We start from the raw sequence: 16891 nt of genomic DNA on the forward strand, positions 1-16891 counted from the left end.
TACATTCTTACTGCGGGAACATTCCCCCGCGCGAGTACGAGGAAGCGTTCAACCGGTCACGTGGCACAGCGACCTAGACCGGCTGAGAACCAACAATCTGAGCCTCCAACATCGCCGGGGCGGTCCACTGTGCTGGAACGCGCTCTGGTTGAGTTGCATCCCGATGGCGCTGGTGCCGAGCAGCGCGTACATCTGCCAATGCAGCGGGAGGCTCAGGGGGTGGGTGGTCAACAGGTCCGCACAGGTCTTGAGCAGTGCCGCACTGAAGCCGTACAGGGCCCCGGTGGCCAACCCCACGCAGGCCCCTGAGAGTGGTCCCCTTCGTGTGCGGTGAGACAGGACGAGCAAGCCTGCCACGGCCAGCCCGACCACGCCGCCGCTGACGAACCATGCGGTGCCGGTCGGGCGGCTGGTGCCGGCGCTCGGGTCGGCGGCTACGAGGAAGGCGGCCAGCCCCGCGGTCGCGAGCGCGACGCCGGTCAGGTCGCGCCTGCGGGGACGTCGGCGGTCGAGCGCCGCCTCCATCGGCACTGACAGCAGGAGCCCGCTGATCATGACGGGCTGGACCAGGACAAGGGTGCCGATGTGCAGGGCCGTGATGTGCAGGCCCAGCCCGATCAAGTCGATGAACTGGCCGCCGACCCAGAGCCGGTGATGCAGCAGCCGCCACAGCAACCGCACGTCCAGCAACCGGTGGACGACCTCGTGATACGCGGCGTGATGCTGGAGCGTCGCTGCGAGCGCGAAGAAGACCGCTGCGGCCAGGGCGGCCGCGATCGCCGGCAGATTCATCGAAAACCGCTGCGATCGATGCCACGAGGGCCGCACGGTATTCGAGCCGGGCGGTGCCGCACCGGCACGGCTCCGCGGCCGCGATGGTCATCCGGGCGAAACAGCCCACACCCCGCTCGCCGCGTCCCACCTCGGGCGTGCTGCGTCGTGGCTGTGATCTTCCACGATGTCGCTCGGGCTCCGCAGAGCGGCCTTTAGGCTCCCACCCTGCCTGCCGACCCGGATCCGCTGCGCCGGCCGCACGCGCTGATCGCCCGGAACGGAGTCCGTTGTGAACATCGGAGAACTCACGGAAGCTACGTCCCCCAACGCCCTCCAGTGCTCCCTCAACGGTCAGTCAGATGTTGGGAAACCGGACCTGGCACCCGCCTAGCCGCGCCGGCTCTGGACGAGGTCCAGTGCCATCTCGGCCATCAGGTCGGCCAGTTCGTCCAGCGACAACCGGCCGGCGGGCTGGTACCAGTCGCTGATGCCGTTGCACATCGCGAGGAGCGAGAGGCGGGTGACCGAGAGGTCGCGCAGCTCGAACTGGCCTGCCTCCACGCCGGCCTGCAGCACCTCGTTCCAGATGCGCTCGAACGCGGCGCGCAGCTCGCGGACGGGCGTCCAGTTTCCGTTGGCGTCCGTTCTCGGCATCTCGCGGGCGCTGGTGTTCCACAGTTCGGCGTCCGCCCCCTGCTCGCGGACGTGCGCCCGGACGAGGTTGGCCAGCCTGGCGGCCGGGTCGGCGTCGAGGTCCGCGGCCTCCTTGGCGACCGCCACCGCGCGCTGGAGCGCGGCCTCGGTGACCGCGATGAGCAGCGCCTCCTTGTTGGAGTAGTAGTGGTACAGCGCGCCGATCGTCATGTCGGCCCCGGTCGCGATCTCGCGGATGCCGACCGCGGCGTAGCCCTTCTCGGTGAACAGCGCGCCCGCCGACCGCAGGATGCGTTCTCGGGTGCCGGGCTCGGAGTCCCTGCGCTGGTTTCGGGGCACTAGGGGGTGTCCTTCCTGATGCGTGCGTCGCCGGGACGGAGATCGGTGGTCTCCAGGTCGTCGCGGTCGCGGAGGAGGCGCTTGGCGACGCGCTCCGACGGGGTGCGGGGCAGTGCGTCGATGAGGCTGACGAAACGCGGCACCTTGTGCCGGGCGAGATGGCGGCCCGCGTGTTCGGCGAGCGCGCCCGCCTCCGGGCGCGCGCCGGGGACGGGCTCGACCACGGCCCAGACCTCTTCGCCCCGGACCGGATCGGGGTACGGCAGGACCGCCGCGTCCTGGACGAGCGGATGCGTGCGCAGCGCCCGCTCCACCTCCTCGGTCGAGATGTTCTCGCCCGCCCTCCGGACGATCTCCTTCTCGCGGCGGACGAAGCGGAGCCGTCCGCCGCGCCGTTCCATGATGTCGCCGGACCGGTACCATCCGTCGCCGGTGAAGGCGGCGGCGGTGGCCTCGGGGTTGCGCAGGTATCCGTCGACGACCAGGCGACCGCGGACGAGGAGCTGGCCGGTGCCGTCGCCGTGTAGTTCAGCACCGTGCTCGTCCACCATCCGGATCTCCTGGCCGGGAACGATACCGCCGAGCCACCCCTCGCCCGGGGTGGACGGGGAATCCAGCGTCTGCGCGAGGACGGCGTTCGCCTCCGCCGACCCGTACACCTCCAGCCAGCGCAGCCCGAACCGCTCCTCCAGCGGGCGGTGCAGGGCGCGCGGTATCCCGATGCTCCACGCGGCGACCGCGCGGTGCTCACGGTCGAACGGCCCGGGCGGGGCGTTGAGGAGCATCGCCGGCATCGAGCCGATCGTCCAGAACTTGGTGACCGCGCGGTCCGCGACATTGCGCATGAACGTCTGCGACCGGAACCTGGACAGCAGGACGAAGCAGGCACCGCTCTGCAGGCAGGCCAAGAACAGCATCAGCGGGTCGCCGTAGTAGCAGGGCTGCGCGCTGAGCAGCCGGTCGTGGGGGTCGAGCGCCAGGACCGAGCGCAGTACCGACGCGGCGTCCAGCCACTTGCCCTGCGTCTTGCTGATGATCTTCGGTAGGCCCGTCGATCCCGACGTCAGCCCGTACCAGACGGGGTGCTCGCGCATCGGTGCGCTCTCGGCCGCAGGCAGCGTGTCGGCCGGGGCCGCCGCGGTGCCCTCGATGTCGACGACCCGGACGCCGCGTTCGGCCAGCAGCGCCGCGTGGGCGTCGGCGAAACGGGGGAGCGCGACGAGGTGGGTCGGGCGGGCGAGCTCCGCGAGCGCCTCGAACTCGGCGGGCTGGAACCCGGGGTTCAGGGGCAGGATGGTCGCTCCCAGTGCCGCCGCCGCGAGGATGAGGACGTAGGACCGGGCGCGGTTGTCCAGCGCCATGCCGACGACCGCGCCCTCCGTGACGCCGGCGTCCGCGAGCGCGCCCGCCAGGGCGCCGACCCGGGCCGCGAGCTCGGCACGGGTCAGCGTCTCGTCGCCCTCGACCTCCAGGGCGGGGGCGTCGGGACGGGTCCGCGCGGCCCAGGCGAGCAGGGCCGCGAACCCGGACTCCGCGGCCGGGGGCAGCTCCGGCGCGGCCGGGACGCGCCCGGGGAGGGTTTCCTCTGCGGTCATCGGGACAGCACCACCCAATCGATCTCGGTGAGGGCCCGGCCGTCGTCGGCCGAGCGGGTGTCCAGGACGATGCGGGAGACCAGGTCGCCCGGTCTCGTCTTGCTCCTGCGGGACGTGCGCGAGCGCAGCACGCAGTGGACGGTCTCGCCGGTCACCGGCATGCTCGCGAACCGCCAGCGCATCCAGCGGTTGAGCACCTGGCCGGAGGGGGCGTCGCCGAACAGCCGGTCGCGCCCCATCAGTCCGGAAGCCACGAGGATCAGCAGCGGCCACGGCACTGGACCGCTCCCGCCGTCCCTCCCGTCCTCTCCTCCGGCGCCGATCCAGTCGGCGAAGAGTTCGAGGTCGGCCGCCGTGATCGTCCAGCCACGGCTCCGGGCGCCGTCCGGCCCGCCGGCGGGCGCCGGAGCCTCCGCGGGAGCGGCGCGCAGGACGCCGGTGCCGGTGGTCGCACCGTCGACGGACGTCGCGACGGTCAGGTCGCCGCCCTCGCGGGAGGCGTCCACCCGGACCTTCTCGCCCTCCCTGACCGGTCCCGCGAAGTCCCACTCGAGGCAGGCCGGCGGCGCGCCGAGGCGGGCTCCGTCGAGCCGGGCGACGGCGAGGGTCATCGTCGCGATCCCGGACATGATGCGCCCGCCGAAGTCGGAGGCCGCCGCGACGAGGCGGTTCGTGTGCAGCTCGTCGCCGGTGCCCTCCCAGACCGCGGGGATCAGGAAGTCCCGTTCACCGGTGGTGAAGTACACGGGATCCAGCTCCTCGGTCAACGCGTCACCGCCGAGCACGCGCCGAGCGCGATGCGCACGGTGACCCGCTCGCCCGTCGGCGACCCCGATCCGGCCGCCTCCGGCAGGTGCGCGGTGATCGTCGTCGTGTCGTCCAGGCGCAGGAGGAGCCGGACGGTGTCGCCGAGGTACACCTTGTCCTCGATTCGCGCGGGCAGTTCGACCGCGTCGCCTCCGCCCGGACCGCCGCCGGCGGACGGCGTCAGGCTGATCGCCGTGCGGGGCACGGCCACGGCGAGATCCGCGTCCGCGGGCGGCTCACCCCCGGTGGAGACCTCGGCGACCCGGTCCCACAGCCGAACCCGGATCCGCCCGCTCGAGGGCGCCGCGCCGGGTTCCCGCTCGCACGGCAGGATGTTGGCGTCGGAGATCAGCCTGGCGACGTATGCGGTACGGGGCCGCCGGAAGAGCGAGGCCGGGGTGCCCATCGCGTCGATGCGGCCGTGCCGCAGCACCACGATGCGGTCGGACAGCGACAGCGCCTCGTCCCGGTCGTGGGTCACGTACACCATGCCGGCGCCCGTTGAGCGGTGCACGGCCCGGATCTCGTCCTGCAGGTCGAGGCGCAGCGCCCGGTCGAGCGCGGACAGCGGTTCGTCCATCAGCAGCAGCCCCGGAGCGGCGGCGAGCGCGCGGGCGAGTGCGACGCGTTGCTGCTGCCCGCCGGACAACTGGGCCGGGTAGCGCCGCGCGTAAGGGCTCATCCGGACCAGGTCGAGCAGCTCGGCGACCCGCCGCCGCCGATCGTCGCGGCCCCACTTGCGGCGCCGCAGGCCGTACTCGACGTTGCGGGCGACGGTCTGGTACGGGAACAGCGCGTACTGCTGGAACACCATGCCGAGGTCGCGGCGAGCGGGCGGCAGCCCGGTGACGTCGCGGTCCCCGATGTGGACGGTGCCCTCGTCCGGCGTCTCGAACCCGGCGACCAGCCTGAGCACGGTGCTCTTGCCCGAGCCGCTCTCCCCGAGCAGGGAGAGGAACTCGCCGGGCGCGAGCTCCAGCGTCAGGCCGTCGGCGGCGACGACGGCCCCGTACCGCTTGGTGACGCCGGCGAGCCGCAGCCGCGGCGGCTCGTCCGCCGCCGTCCCGGCCCGCCTGCCGGTGATGACGTCAGGACTGGTCATCGGTCTTCGCCCTTCTCTCATTCCGGTTCCGGAGCGCCTGCCGGAGCCGGCCGACCGTCCCCGCGAACGACATCAGCAGCCCGGTCGCGGCGATGAGCAGCGCCGACACCGCGGTGATCGCGGGATCGACACCGGTGCTGACCGAGTCGAGGATGACCTTGGGCAGCGTCGCGGTCCGAGGTCCGGTCAGGAAGCTCGCCAAGGTCGCCTCGTCGAAGCTGGTGACGAAGGCCAGCACCCCGGCGGCCACCAGCCCCGGCGCGATCAGCCGCAGCGTCACCCCGGCCCAGGCTCGGGCCCGGGACGCACCCAGCGACATCGCGGCCAGCTCGTACTCGCGCGGCACCGCGTCCATCGCGGGTTCGAGCGCGAGCAGCACCACCGGCAGGCTGACCGCGACATGGGCCAGCAGCACCGCCGGGACGGTGTCGACGAGCGCGAAGCCTGCGAACATCCCGTACAGCGCCACGGCGTAGGCGACGCCGGGCGTCACCATCGGCAGGACGACGGCGACGCGCAGCCCCTTCCCGCCCGGCACCCGCGCCCGGCTCAGGCCGAGGACCAGCGGGGCCGCCACGAGCAGCGTGACGACCGCCGTCCCCGCGGCGACGAGCAGCGAACGCCAGGTCGCGGCGGCCAGATCGGCCGAGTGCAGCAGCGTGTCGTACTGCCGCAGCCCGAAGGACGACGGCGGCCATTCGATGTACGAGGACGCGGAGAACGAGGTGCCGACCACGACCAGCGTGGGCAGCAGCATGAACGCCACGATGCCGAGGACCACCGCCCCGTACAGGGCGCGGCCCGTCCAGGAAGCGGCCCGGCGGCCGACTGCGGTGCTCATCGGCGGGCCTCCCCGCGCACCCGGCTCTGCGGCAGGAACCGGGCCGCGAACCTGCTGAGCCCGAACACCGCCAGGGCCGTCAGCATCAGCAGCAGCGCGTACGACTTGGCGCCGACGAGGTCGAAGTATTCGAAGATCTGCTCGTGGACCCGCGCCGCGACGAACGGCGACCCCACCCCGCCGAGCACGATGGGCGTCACGTAGAACCCGATCGAGATGACGAACACCAGCGTCCCCGCCGACAGGAGCGATGGCGCCGTCGCGGGCAGCATGACGTCGCGCAGGGCGCGCAACCGCCCCGCCCCCAGCGTCTCCGCCGCCTGCAGTTGCTCGGCCCGCACGTTGCGGACGCTCGGGTAGAGCACGAGCACGGCGTACGGAAGCATCGCGTACAGCATCCCGACCAGGACGGCGCCCTCGGTGTAGAGGAGGTCGCCGTGAGCGCTCAGCAGTCCCGCCGACCGCAGCGCCTTGGTGACCGGTCCCTGCTGTTGCAGCAACAGGACGAACGCATAGTTCTTGACCACGACGCTCATCCAGAACGGCGCGAGCACCGAAGCCCACAGCGAGACCCGCACCACGCGGCTGCGGGACCAGGCGAGGGCGTAGGCGACGAACAACCCGAGCGCGACGCTCGCCACCGCGACCAGGCCGCTGACGCGCAGCGTCCGCAGCAGCGCCGCGCGCTCAGCCGCGCTGCGCAGCGGATCGAGTATCCCGCCCGGTCCGGCGGTGCTCACGACATCCCAGGCCAGCCGGCCCATCGGGTAGGCGACGACCGCCAGCACGGTCAGGTAGGCCGGCAGCCCGAGGAGCAGGCCGGCGTTCCAATCGGAAGACCGGGCCTGCCGGAACGGGCGCGGCAGCGAGATCGAGGCCGTCATGTCACCTCCTTGTCAGCCTGCGATGAAGTCGCGCCAGCGAGGCGCGACCGTGCGCTGGTTGTCCGCCCACCATGCGGAATCGATGCGCACCTGGTTCTTGGCATTGGCGGGATCGGACGGCATCCACGCGCGTATCCCCGGCTTCACCAGGGTTCCCACGGCGCGATTGGAGGTGCCGTAGCCGAGCGCGTTGACGAGGTTCGCCTGCGCGTCCGGGTGGGTCGCGTACCACTTCAGGTACTTCATCCCGCCGTCGGTGTTGGGCCCGTTCTTGACCACCACCGTGTAGGACGGATTCACCAGTGAGCCGTCCCAGCTCGTCTTCAGCTTGACGCCCTCGTCGGCCAGCGACTTGACCCGCCCGCTCCACATGAACGCGATGCCGACCTCGCCGCTGCGCATCAGCTGCATCTGCTGGTCGCCGCTCGTGGTCCAGACGTTGACCGCGGACTTGATCTGACCGAGCTTGCGGAGCGCCCGATCGACGTCGATGGGGAACACCTTGCCGGCCGGAACACCGTCGGCGATAAGGGCGGACGCCATGGACTCGTACGGGTTGTCGATCATCGCGCGGCGGCCCGGGAAATTCTTGACGTCCCAGAATTCAGCCGGATTGGCAGGGCATTTCTTGACGACTTTCATATTGCAGGTGATGACGACGCCGGTGTCGCCCATCGACACCCCGTAGGGCTGCACCGAGCCCGGCACGGAGACCTTCGTCAGCTGCGCGGTGAGGTCTGCGGGAAGCTTCTCCAGCAGACCCTTCCGGTACAGCAGCACCGCACTGGAACCTTCGAGCGCCTCGATGACGTCCCAGCTCATCCGGCCGCTCTGCGCCTGGGCCTGCAGCTTGGCGGCGAACCCGCCACCGGCCGGATCGGATCGCACGGCGAGGCCGCCGTCGGCCGTGAAGGGCTTCCAGAACGACGTCTCGGTGACTTTCTCGACCGCCCCGCCGAAGTTCGCGATCACGACCCGCTTCGAGTCGCCCGCCCCCGAGGACGCCCCGCCGGCGCACGCTGAAGCGGCCATGACGACAGCGGCGGCACAGAACACACGTACCATGTGACCCATGTCATCACCTCCAATGAGAGGTGAACATATCGATCGTTCGATTTCATGTCTAGAGCCCCTCTGGAATCAACTTCGCGAACACCCCGCAGTCAGCCGCCCGTCAGGCCGCGCAGCCCCGAGGAGCACGGAGGACCCGCCGCACCGGCCCGCCCGGGAACGATCACGCGGTCAGGACGACACCCGCGGCTGAGGTGAGCGATCGTCACGACGGGCCGTTGGGCGCTGCGCGACCACCCGAGCGTCGCGCGGGCCGGGTGACGCTGCACTTGCCGAGAACTAGTGCCGCATCAGGCGACGTTCGCCTGTTTTGAGCCTGAGTTTGTTGCCTACGGCACATGTGTGCGCTACGAGATCGACGCCTGATCGGGTGAAAACTTGACGTTGACGCTGCCCTCATTAATGAGCTGACCGGGGCTCCTGGGTCGCTCCGGCGTCGTCCGCGCCGCCAGGGAAGCCTTGTCCGGGTTGATGGCCTTGCGCCGGAACCGGCTCGGCGGTGGGGGCCGTGTCCGGCTCCGGCTGCGACCGTGGTGCGGCGACTGAGCAGTGGCCGCAGCCCCTGCGGCTCGGCCGGCGCCGGACGGGGCCCCGGTTCAGGAGGGTGTGAGGAACTCTTCGAGGGCGTCGTCGGCGGTCGCCGGGGCCAGGGCGGCGGGGGAGACCGTGTCGTGGACGAACCGGACTGCGGCGTCCGTGATGCCGCAGTAGTTCGAGATGCCGACCGTCAGCTGGTGGGCGAGGCGTCGCCGAGGCCGTGGCCGGCGTACTCCTCGCGGGACTGCCCGGCCAGTGCCAGCCACAGCATCCGCTTCCCGCCGAGGCGCGCGGGGGGCCGGCCGTAGGCGAAGCCGTAGTTCCACACCCGGTCGATCCAGCCCTTGAGGACGGCCGGGAGCCCGTACCACCAGACGGGGAAGACCACGACGATGAGGTCCGCCGCGTCGATCCGCCGCATGTGGGCGCGGACCTCCGCGGAGTAGGTCTTGTCGCGGTCGCCCCAGTCCGGTTCGTCCGCGACGGTCATGCGCGGGTCGAAGCCCTCGGCGTGCAGGTCGAGGACGTCGACGGTGCGCCCGTCCTTCTCCAGCCGGACGCGCGCCCGGTCGGCGATGTGGGCGGTGAGGGAGTCGGCGCGGTGGTGGGCGACGACGAGCAGTGCGGTGGCCATGGGACTGTCCTTCCGGGGATCAGAGGCGGACGAGCGTCTTGCCGGTGTTGGCGCCGCGCAGGTTGCCGAGGAGTGCGGCCGGGGCCCGGTCGAGGCCGTCGAAGACGGTCTCCTCGGTGCGCAGGGTGCCGTCGGCGAGCCAGCCCGCGGCCTTGGCGATGTACTCGGGGAACAGGTGCAGGTACGCGCCGACCTGCATGCCGCGCAGGGTGAGCTGCTTGTAGACGACCTGCGCGAGGTTGGCCGGGCCGGGGACGGGCGCGGTGGCGTTGTAGCCGCTGATGGCGCCCACCAGCGCGGCGCGGCCGCCGACGTTCAGGGCGCCGATCGCGGCTTCGAGGTGGTCGCCGCCGACGGCGTCGAGGTAGACGTCGATGCCGCCGGGGGCGGCGTCCGCGAGCTGGGCGGCGATGGGACCGGCGCGGTGGTCGAGGGCGGCGTCGAACCCGAAGTCGGCGAGCAGCCTCGTGGTCTTGTCCGGGCCGCCCGCCGAGCCGATCACCTTCGCGGCGCCCAGGGTGCGGGCGAGCTGCCCGGCGACGCTGCCGACCGCGCCCGCCGCGGCCGAGACGAAGACGACGTCGCCCTCGCGGACGGGCGCCACGTCGGTGAGCGCGGCGTACGCGGTCAGGCCGGTCGTGCCGAGCGGGCCCAGGTACGCCTGGACGGGCGCGAGCCCGGTGTCGACGACGGTCGCGGCGGCCGCGTCCAGCACCGCGTACTCCCGCCATCCGAGGAAGTGCGAGACGGTCGCGCCGACCGGGACGTCCGCCGACCGGGAGGCGATCACCTCGCCGACCGCCGCGCCCTCCAGCGGGGCGCCGAGCTCGAACGGCGGGAGGACGGGGGAGGGCACGTCGTCCATCCGCCCCCGCATGTACGGGTCCACCGACATCCATGTGTTGCGGACGAGGATCTGCCCGTCGCCCGGCTCCGGCACGGCGGCCTCGGCGAGCGCGAAGTCGGTCGGGGCCGGCTCGCCGACCGGGCGGGCGGCGAGGCGGATCTCACGGCCGGTGAGGGTGCTGTGCGAAGTCATCGGAACTCCCGTCGGGGGTGTGTCGGTCGATGGCCCCACTCTCCTGAACGGCGCTTTGGATCTTCTGCGGGTCGGCTGTCGGTAGCCTTCGGGTCATGCGTTTCGGGGTGCTCGGTCCACTCGCCGTGTGGACGGACGAGGGGGCGGCGGTGCGCGTCCCGGAGCTGAAGACCCGGGCTCTGCTGGCGGATCTGCTGGTCCATCGGGGCCGCCCCGTCTCCGTCGATCAGCTGGTCGACGACCTGTGGGGCGGCGGGACGGCCCGGCTGCCGCGCAACCCCGTCGGCACCCTCCAGACGCGCGTGTCGCAGCTGCGCCGCGCGCTGGACGCCGCGGAGCCGGGCGGGCGCGGGCTGCTGGTGTCGCAGGCGCCCGGCTACCTGCTGCGCGCCGCGCCGGAGGCGGTGGACGGCGACCGGTTCCGCGCACTCGCCGGACGGGCCCGCGCCACCGAAGACCCGCGCGCCCGCGCCGCCTCGCTGGCCGACGCGCTGGCGCTGTGGAGGGGACCGGCGTACGCCGACTTCGCCGACGAGGAGTTCGCCCGTCCGGACGCCGCGCGCCTGGAGGACGAACGGCTCGCCGTCCAGGAGGAGTACGCGGAGGTGCGGCTGGAGCTGGGCGAGCACGCCGCGCTGGCGGGCGAGCTGAGCGAGGCGGTGGAGCGGCATCCGCTGCGCGAGCGGCTGCGGGCCGCGCACCTGCGCGCCCTCTACCGGGCGGGGCGGCAGAGCGAGGCGCTGGCCGGGTTCGAGGATCTGCGGCACCGGCTGGCGGAGGAGCTCGGCGTCGACCCGAGCCCCGAACTGGCCGCGCTGCACCGGGCGATCCTCACGCAGGACCCGCTCCTGGACGCGCCGCGGACGGCCGTGCGCGCCGCCGCTGCGCCCCCGCGGGAGGTCCCCACCAACCTCCCCGCGCCGCTGAGCGACCTCGTCGGACGCGACGCCGCGGTGGCGGAGGTCCGCGCGTTCCTGGACGGATCGCGCCTCGTCACCCTGACCGGCCCGGGCGGCGTCGGCAAGACGCGCCTCGCCCTGGCGACCGCGCGGACCCTGACCGGCGCGGACGCGGACGGGCGGTTCCCGGACGGCGTGTGGCTGGTGGAGCTGTCCGGGCTCGACCGGGCCTCCGGCGCGACCCCGGCCGACGCGATCGCGATGGTGCTCGGCGTCCGGGACGACGACGCCCCCGCCGCCGCGACCGCCCGCCGGACGCCCGTGGAGCTGCTCGCGGGCGCGCTCGCCGCGCGGCGGCTCCTGCTCGTCCTCGACAACTGCGAGCACGTGGTCGACCAGGTGGCCGTGCAGGTCGCGGCCCTGCTGCGGGCCGCACCCGGGGTGTGCGTGCTCGCCACGAGCCGGGAGTCGCTGGCGCTGTCGGGCGAGCGGCTGTGGCCGGTGCCGCCGCTCGGCGAGGCCGACGCCGTCCGGCTGTTCACCGCGCGGGCGGCCGCCGCCGTGCCCGGGTTCGCGCCGGGGCCGGGCGACACGGCGACGATCGCCGCCGTCTGCCGCCGGCTCGACGGGATCCCGCTCGCCGTGGAGCTGGCCGCCACCCGCGTCCGGGCGCTCGGCGTGGCCGGGCTCGCGGACCGGCTCGACGACCGGTTCCGCCTGCTGACCGCGGGGAACCGGGACGCTCCCGCCCGCCAGCGGACGCTCCGCGCGATGATCGACTGGTCGTGGGAGCCGCTGGCCGGGGACGAGCGCGCCGTCCTGCGGCGGCTCGCGGTGCACGCGGACGGCTGCACGCTGAGGGCCGCCGAGGAGGTGTGCGCCGAGGACGGGCTCGACGTCCTCGGCGTCCTGGCGCGGCTCGTCGACCGGTCGCTCGTCGTGCGGGCGGACGGGCCCGGCGGCGGCCCCCGCTACCGGCTGCTGGAGTCGGTCAAGGCGTACTGCGCGGAGCGGCTGGACGAGGCGGGCGAGTCCGCGGAGATCCGTGCCCGGTTCGTCCGGCACCACGTCGCGCTCGCCGCGCGCGCCGAGCCGCACCTCTACGGGCACGACCAGCGGAGGTGGCTGGAGATTCTGGACGCCGAGGCGGCCAACCAGCGCGCCGCCCTGGAGGACGCCGCGCGCCTCGGTCTCGCGGCGGACGCGCTGCGCCTGGTCGACGCGCTGGCCTGGCACTGGTACCTGCGCGGACGGCTGACCGAGGCGCTGCGGTCGCTCGATCTGGCGCTGGGCACCGAGGGCGGGCCGCCGGAGGCGCGCGCGAAGGCGGCGGTCTGGCGGGCCGGTTTCGTGCTGCTCACCGACACCGGGGCGGCCGCCGAGGCGCCGGCGTCGCACGAGGGAATCGCCGATCCGGGCGCGCGGGCCTGGGCGCGCTGGTTCCTCGCCTTCGCCCACCGCGGCTTCGGCGACCTCGAAGTGACCGGTGACCTGGTCCACCGGGCGCTGGCGGAGTTCCGCGAGCTCGGCGAGCCCTGGGGGACGGCCGCGGCGCTGAGCGTCCGGGCGACCGTGCACCGGGCGCGCGCCCGGCTCGACGCGGCGAGGCGCGACGCCGAGGAGAGCGAGGCGATCTTCCGCGGCCTCGGGGACCGCTGGGGGCGGCTGAAGGCGACCAACACGCTCGCGGAGCTGGCCGAGATCGCCGGAGACTACGACCGGGCCGCCGGGCTGCACGAGGAGGGCCTGCGGATGGCCGAGGAGCTCGGCCTCTGGGCGGAGGCGTCGTTCCGGCTGTCCGGCCTCGGCCGGATCTCCCTTCTCACCGGCGACCACGCCGCGGCCGACGACCGGCACCACCGCGCGCTGAAGCTGGCCGCCGACCAGTCGAACAAGGTCGCCGAGCACTTCGCGGCGGTGGGCCTCGCCCTGTCCGCCCGGCGGCGCGGCGACCTCGACGCGGCCGAGGCGCGGCTGCTGCCGTGGCTCGACTGGATCCGGACGGTCGACGGGGAGCCGGGGCTCGCGCTCGTCCTCGCCGAACTCGGCTTCGCCGCCGAGCAGCGCGGGGACGCGGACGAGGCGCTCGCCCGGCACCTTGACGGGCTCGCCGCCGCCCGCCGGATCGCCGACCCGCGCGCCGTCGCGCTCGCCCTCGAAGGACTCGCCGGGGCCCGGTCGCTCGCGGGCGACGCCCGTCCGGCGGCCCGGCTGCTGGGCGCGGCCGCCGCCCTGCGCGCCTCGGCCGGCGCGCCGCTGCCGACCGCCGAACGCGGCGACGTCGACCGTGTCGCCGCCCGCGTCCGGGCGCTCCTCGGCCGCGACGCCTTCGCCGCCGAGTACGCCCGCGGCGAAGCCGACCCCGGCGCCGCGTCCCCGGCCGGTCAGGACGCCGTGTCCGCCTGATCAGGTCCGCTGCGACGCGAGGCCGGGGGCGGCCGGCGCCTCGGTGATCTCCACGCGGCGGTGCAGCCGGCGCAGCGGGCCCGGAGCCCACCAGGCCGCCCTGCCCAGCAGGGTCATCGCCGCCGGGACCAGCAGCATCCGCATGGCGAGGGCGTCCAGCGCGATGGCCAGCAGCAGGCCGAGCCCGATCTCCTTCACCGGGGCGAACCCGGCGGGCAGGAACCCGGCGAAGGCCACCCCGATCAGCAGGGCGGCGGCCAGGATGACCCGGCCGCTGCGCCGCAGGCCGGCGGCCACCGCCCGGCGGGGGTCGCCGCCGTCGAGCCAGGCCTCGCGCGCCCGCGACAGCAGGAACACCTCGTAGTCGGTGGAGAGGCCGAACGCGATCGCCGCCGTGATCACCGGGACGGTGAGGTCGATGCCGGCCAGTTGCGGCAGGCCGAAGGCCGAGACGAAATGGCCGTCCTGGAAGACCCAGACGACGATGCCGAGCGCGGCGCCGACGCTGAGCACGTTCGTCAGGACGGCCTTGAACGGCAGCAGCACCGAACCGGTGAAGGCGAACAGCAGCAGGAACGTCACCAGCATCACCGCGCCCGCGGCGATCGGCGCGCGCTCCGCCAGCGCGTCCCGGTAGTCGGCGAGGCGGGCCGCGTCCCCGGTGACGCCCTGGATCCGCGGGTCGTCCATGGCCCGGATCGCCTCCACGGCATGGCGGGTCCGGGCGCTGTTGGTCGCCTGCTCCGGTATCGCGTTCACCACGGTGAGGCCGCCGTGCGACGGCCCTGGACGCACTGCCGCGACGCCGGGCACTTCGGCGATCCGCCCGCCGAGCGCGGCCAGTGCCGGGTCGTCCGGCGGCAGGGACGTGACGACCGTGATGGCGGCGGGCTTGGCGGCGGCGGGGAAGTCGGCGGCGATCGCGTCCTGCAGCTGCCGCGTCTGGGTGGACGCCGGCAGCGAATGCGGGTCCGCGGTGACCAGCCGCATCCCGAACACGGGAGCCGCCATGACCGCGAACGCCGCTCCGACCGCCAGCAGGGTCGGCAGGGGGGCGCGCTGGACGGTCCGGGCGACCGCGGCCAGCACGCGGCCGTGGCGCGGCTTGGCCTTCGCCGGCTTGACGCGGTGCCCGACCAGCGCGAGCAGCGCCGGAAGCAGCGTCACCGCGGCGAGCATGTCGATGAGGACGACGCTCGCCCCCGCCACGCCCAGCGACCGCAGGAACGGGTCCTTGAACAGGAGCATGCCGAGCAGCGAGACCGAGACGGTCAGGCCGGAGAACACGATCGTGCGGCCGGCGCTGAGGCAGCTGCCTTCGAGAGCGGCGCCGGCGTCCCCGCCGGGCGCCCGTTCCTCGCGGTAGCGCTGGACGAACAGCAGCGAGTAGTCCACGGCCAGGCCGATGCTGAGCATCGTGGTCACCTGGATCGCGGACACCGACACGTCCGTCACCAGGCTCATCACCAGCAGGACCCCGAACGTGCAGGACACCCCGATCACCGCGATGACCAGCGGCAGCGCGGCGGCGAGCAGCGCGCCGAACACCAGGAGCAGCAGGACCAGCAGCAGCGGCGCGGCGATGATCTCCGCCTTGCGCGTGTCGGCCTGCGCCTGCTCGGTGAACTCGGCGTCGGTCAGCGCGTCGCCCGCCACGACGACGCGGGGCGCGTCGATCCGCTTGAGCCGGGCGCTGATCCGGTGCTCCACCCGTTTCGGGGTGCCGGGCGCGAGGCCGACGCCGATCAGCACGGACTGGCCGCTCACGGCCTTCGCCGCCCGCTCGCCGAACGGGTCCTCGACACCGGTCACCTCCGGGTGACCTCGGATCTCGGCGAGCGCCCGCTGGACGGAGCGGCGGAGTCCGGGGTCGCCGGCGGGCCGGCCGGACACGACGGCGGTGAGGGACGGGGGGTTCAGCCCGGCCCGGTCGAGCCGGGCGGCCGTCCGGTCGGACTGGCTGCCGGGGGTCGTGCCCACGGTCGTGGTGAGGCGGGTGAACACGCCGTTGCCGGCGGTGAAGGCGACCGCGGTGACGGCCAGCCACAGGACGATGACGATCACCGGGTGCCGGCGGGCGGCTCCGGAGACGTGACGGATCACGAGAACGCTCCTCGGTCGGCGGGACGCTCCCGATGCTCGCCGCCGGACCGGCGCCCGCGGATCACCGGCCGGGGTGAATCCGTTCTCGCCGCGCAGGGTGACCCGGCCGCGCGCCGGGCGCGCCGCGGGTCAGCCGCCGCCCGCGACGACCAGGCCGGATTCGTAGGCGAACACGACGGCCTGGGCGCGGTCGCGGAGCCCGAGTTTGGACAGCAGGTTCCCGACGTGCGTCTTGACGGTGTTCGCGCTGAGGTACAGCTCCGCGCCGATCTCGGAGTTGGACAGCCCCCGCGCGATCATGGCGAGTATCTCGGTCTCCCGCCCGGTGAGGTCGCCGAGCCGGGCGGCGAGCCGCGGGACGGCGTGCCCGTTGCCCACCAGGGCGCCGATCAGCCGCCGGGTCACGGTGGGCGCGAGCAGCGCCTCCCCGGCGGCGACGATCCGCACGCTCTCCACCAGCTGGTCGCGCCTGATGTCCTTCAGCAGGAAGCCGCTCGCGCCCGCGCGCAGCGCGTCGTAGACGTACTCGTCGAGGTCGAACATCGTCAGCACGAGCACCTTCGCCCGCGTCTCAGCGCAGATCCGGGCGGTCGCCTCGACGCCGTCCAGCTCCGGCATGCGGATGTCCATCAGCACGACGCAGGGCCGCAGCTCGCGCGCCGCCCGCACGGCCGCCGCCCCGTCCCCGACCTCGCCGACGACCTCGATGTCGTCCTGGGCGTCCAGGATCATCCCGAACCCGGCGCGGAAGAGGTCCTGGTCGTCGGCGATCAGCACGCGCAGGGGCGGACCGGCCGGCGCTCCGCCGGGACCGGCGCCCGCGTCCTCAGATCGGGAACGTGGCATGGACGACGAATCCCCTCCGGCCGCTCTCGGGTCCGATCCGGAGCGTACCTCCGCACGCCGCGACGCGCTCGCGCATCCCGACGAGCCCGTGCCCGCTCCCGCCGCCGGCCGGCGCGGGCCCCCGGCCGTCGTCGCGGACCTCCACCGACAACCGGTCCTCCTCCCACCGGACGGTCACCGCGGCGTGCTCCGCCCGGGCGTGCCGCAGCACGTTCGTCAGCGCCTCCTGGACGATGCGGTACGCGGCGACGCCCACCTCCGACCGGGGCTCCCGCGCCTCGCCCTCGGTGACGAGGGCCACCTCGACGCCCGCGTGCCGGGCGGCCGCGACCAGGTCCGGGACGGCGGGCAGGCCGGGCT

14 protein-coding genes are annotated in these 16891 nt (G+C 73.9%); 1 reads left to right on the top strand and 13 read right to left on the bottom strand.

Translation table 11 applies throughout. The features are described 5' to 3' along the window. Positions 1-48 precede the first annotated feature (48 nt). The 10 genes from ETD96_RS23625 to ETD96_RS23670 all read right to left on the bottom strand — a co-directional run bounded on the left by ETD96_RS23625 (position 49) and on the right by ETD96_RS23670 (position 10277). Positions 49-792 carry a DMT family transporter gene (locus ETD96_RS23625; protein ID WP_138638664.1) on the bottom strand — a complete coding sequence of 248 codons (744 nt, stop codon included), beginning with the start codon at positions 790-792 and terminating at the stop codon, positions 49-51. A gap of 369 nt (positions 793-1161) precedes the next feature. Then, the gene (locus tag ETD96_RS23630) at positions 1162-1767 is read right to left on the bottom strand and encodes a TetR/AcrR family transcriptional regulator (protein ID WP_138638665.1); all 606 of its coding nucleotides are present in this window, start codon (positions 1765-1767) and stop codon (positions 1162-1164) included. Further along, positions 1767-3362 (bottom strand): class I adenylate-forming enzyme family protein, encoded by a 1596-nt coding sequence (locus ETD96_RS23635; RefSeq protein ID WP_138638666.1) that lies wholly within the window; start codon positions 3360-3362, stop codon positions 1767-1769. The genes ETD96_RS23630 and ETD96_RS23635 overlap by 1 nt, the downstream gene beginning before the upstream one ends. Next, a complete protein-coding gene (locus tag ETD96_RS23640) occupies positions 3359-4129 on the bottom strand; it encodes a hotdog family protein (protein WP_171069193.1) in 771 nt (256 codons plus the stop codon). Before ETD96_RS23640 ends, ETD96_RS23635 begins: the two co-directional genes overlap by 4 nt. Beyond that, positions 4126-5271, bottom strand: a complete 1146-nt coding sequence (locus tag ETD96_RS23645) for an ABC transporter ATP-binding protein (protein WP_171069194.1) — start codon at positions 5269-5271, stop codon at positions 4126-4128. Before ETD96_RS23645 ends, ETD96_RS23640 begins: the two co-directional genes overlap by 4 nt. Further along, positions 5258-6112: an ABC transporter permease gene (locus ETD96_RS23650; RefSeq protein ID WP_138638669.1), complete on the bottom strand. Its 855-nt coding sequence runs from the start codon at positions 6110-6112 to the stop codon at positions 5258-5260. Before ETD96_RS23650 ends, ETD96_RS23645 begins: the two co-directional genes overlap by 14 nt. Beyond that, complete coding sequence (locus tag ETD96_RS23655; protein WP_138638670.1) at positions 6109-6996, bottom strand: ABC transporter permease; 888 nt, start codon at positions 6994-6996, stop codon at positions 6109-6111. Before ETD96_RS23655 ends, ETD96_RS23650 begins: the two co-directional genes overlap by 4 nt. A 12-nt stretch (positions 6997-7008) precedes the next feature. After that, complete coding sequence (locus ETD96_RS23660) at positions 7009-8070, bottom strand: ABC transporter substrate-binding protein (RefSeq protein WP_138638671.1); 1062 nt, start codon at positions 8068-8070, stop codon at positions 7009-7011. 724 nt (positions 8071-8794) lie between these two features. Then, positions 8795-9238: an NAD(P)H oxidoreductase gene (locus ETD96_RS23665; protein ID WP_138638672.1), complete on the bottom strand. Its 444-nt coding sequence runs from the start codon at positions 9236-9238 to the stop codon at positions 8795-8797. Positions 9239-9257: 19 nt separating this feature from the next. Beyond that, positions 9258-10277 (bottom strand): NADP-dependent oxidoreductase, encoded by a 1020-nt coding sequence (locus tag ETD96_RS23670; protein ID WP_138638673.1) that lies wholly within the window; start codon positions 10275-10277, stop codon positions 9258-9260. Between the two features lie 95 nt (positions 10278-10372). Between ETD96_RS23670 and ETD96_RS23675 the strand changes: the two genes are divergently transcribed. Beyond that, a complete protein-coding gene (locus ETD96_RS23675) occupies positions 10373-13582 on the top strand; it encodes an AfsR/SARP family transcriptional regulator (RefSeq protein WP_171069195.1) in 3210 nt (1069 codons plus the stop codon). Here ETD96_RS23675 and ETD96_RS23680 read toward each other — a convergent pair whose 3' ends face one another. The 3 genes from ETD96_RS23680 to ETD96_RS23690 form a co-directional block, all read right to left on the bottom strand. Further along, positions 13583-15685 (bottom strand): MMPL family transporter, encoded by a 2103-nt coding sequence (locus ETD96_RS23680; RefSeq protein ID WP_138638674.1) that lies wholly within the window; start codon positions 15683-15685, stop codon positions 13583-13585. It lies immediately after the preceding gene. Positions 15686-15814: 129 nt separating this feature from the next. After that, positions 15815-16531, bottom strand: a complete 717-nt coding sequence (locus tag ETD96_RS23685) for a response regulator (protein WP_138638675.1) — start codon at positions 16529-16531, stop codon at positions 15815-15817. Continuing rightward, positions 16512-16891 (bottom strand): sensor histidine kinase (locus tag ETD96_RS23690; RefSeq protein ID WP_171069196.1); only part of this gene is annotated, 380 nt, incomplete at its 5' end. The genes ETD96_RS23690 and ETD96_RS23685, both read right to left, overlap by 20 nt.

Source organism: Actinomadura geliboluensis, assembly GCF_005889745.1.
In the GTDB taxonomy this organism is placed as follows: Bacteria; Actinomycetota; Actinomycetes; order Streptosporangiales; family Streptosporangiaceae; genus Spirillospora; species Spirillospora geliboluensis.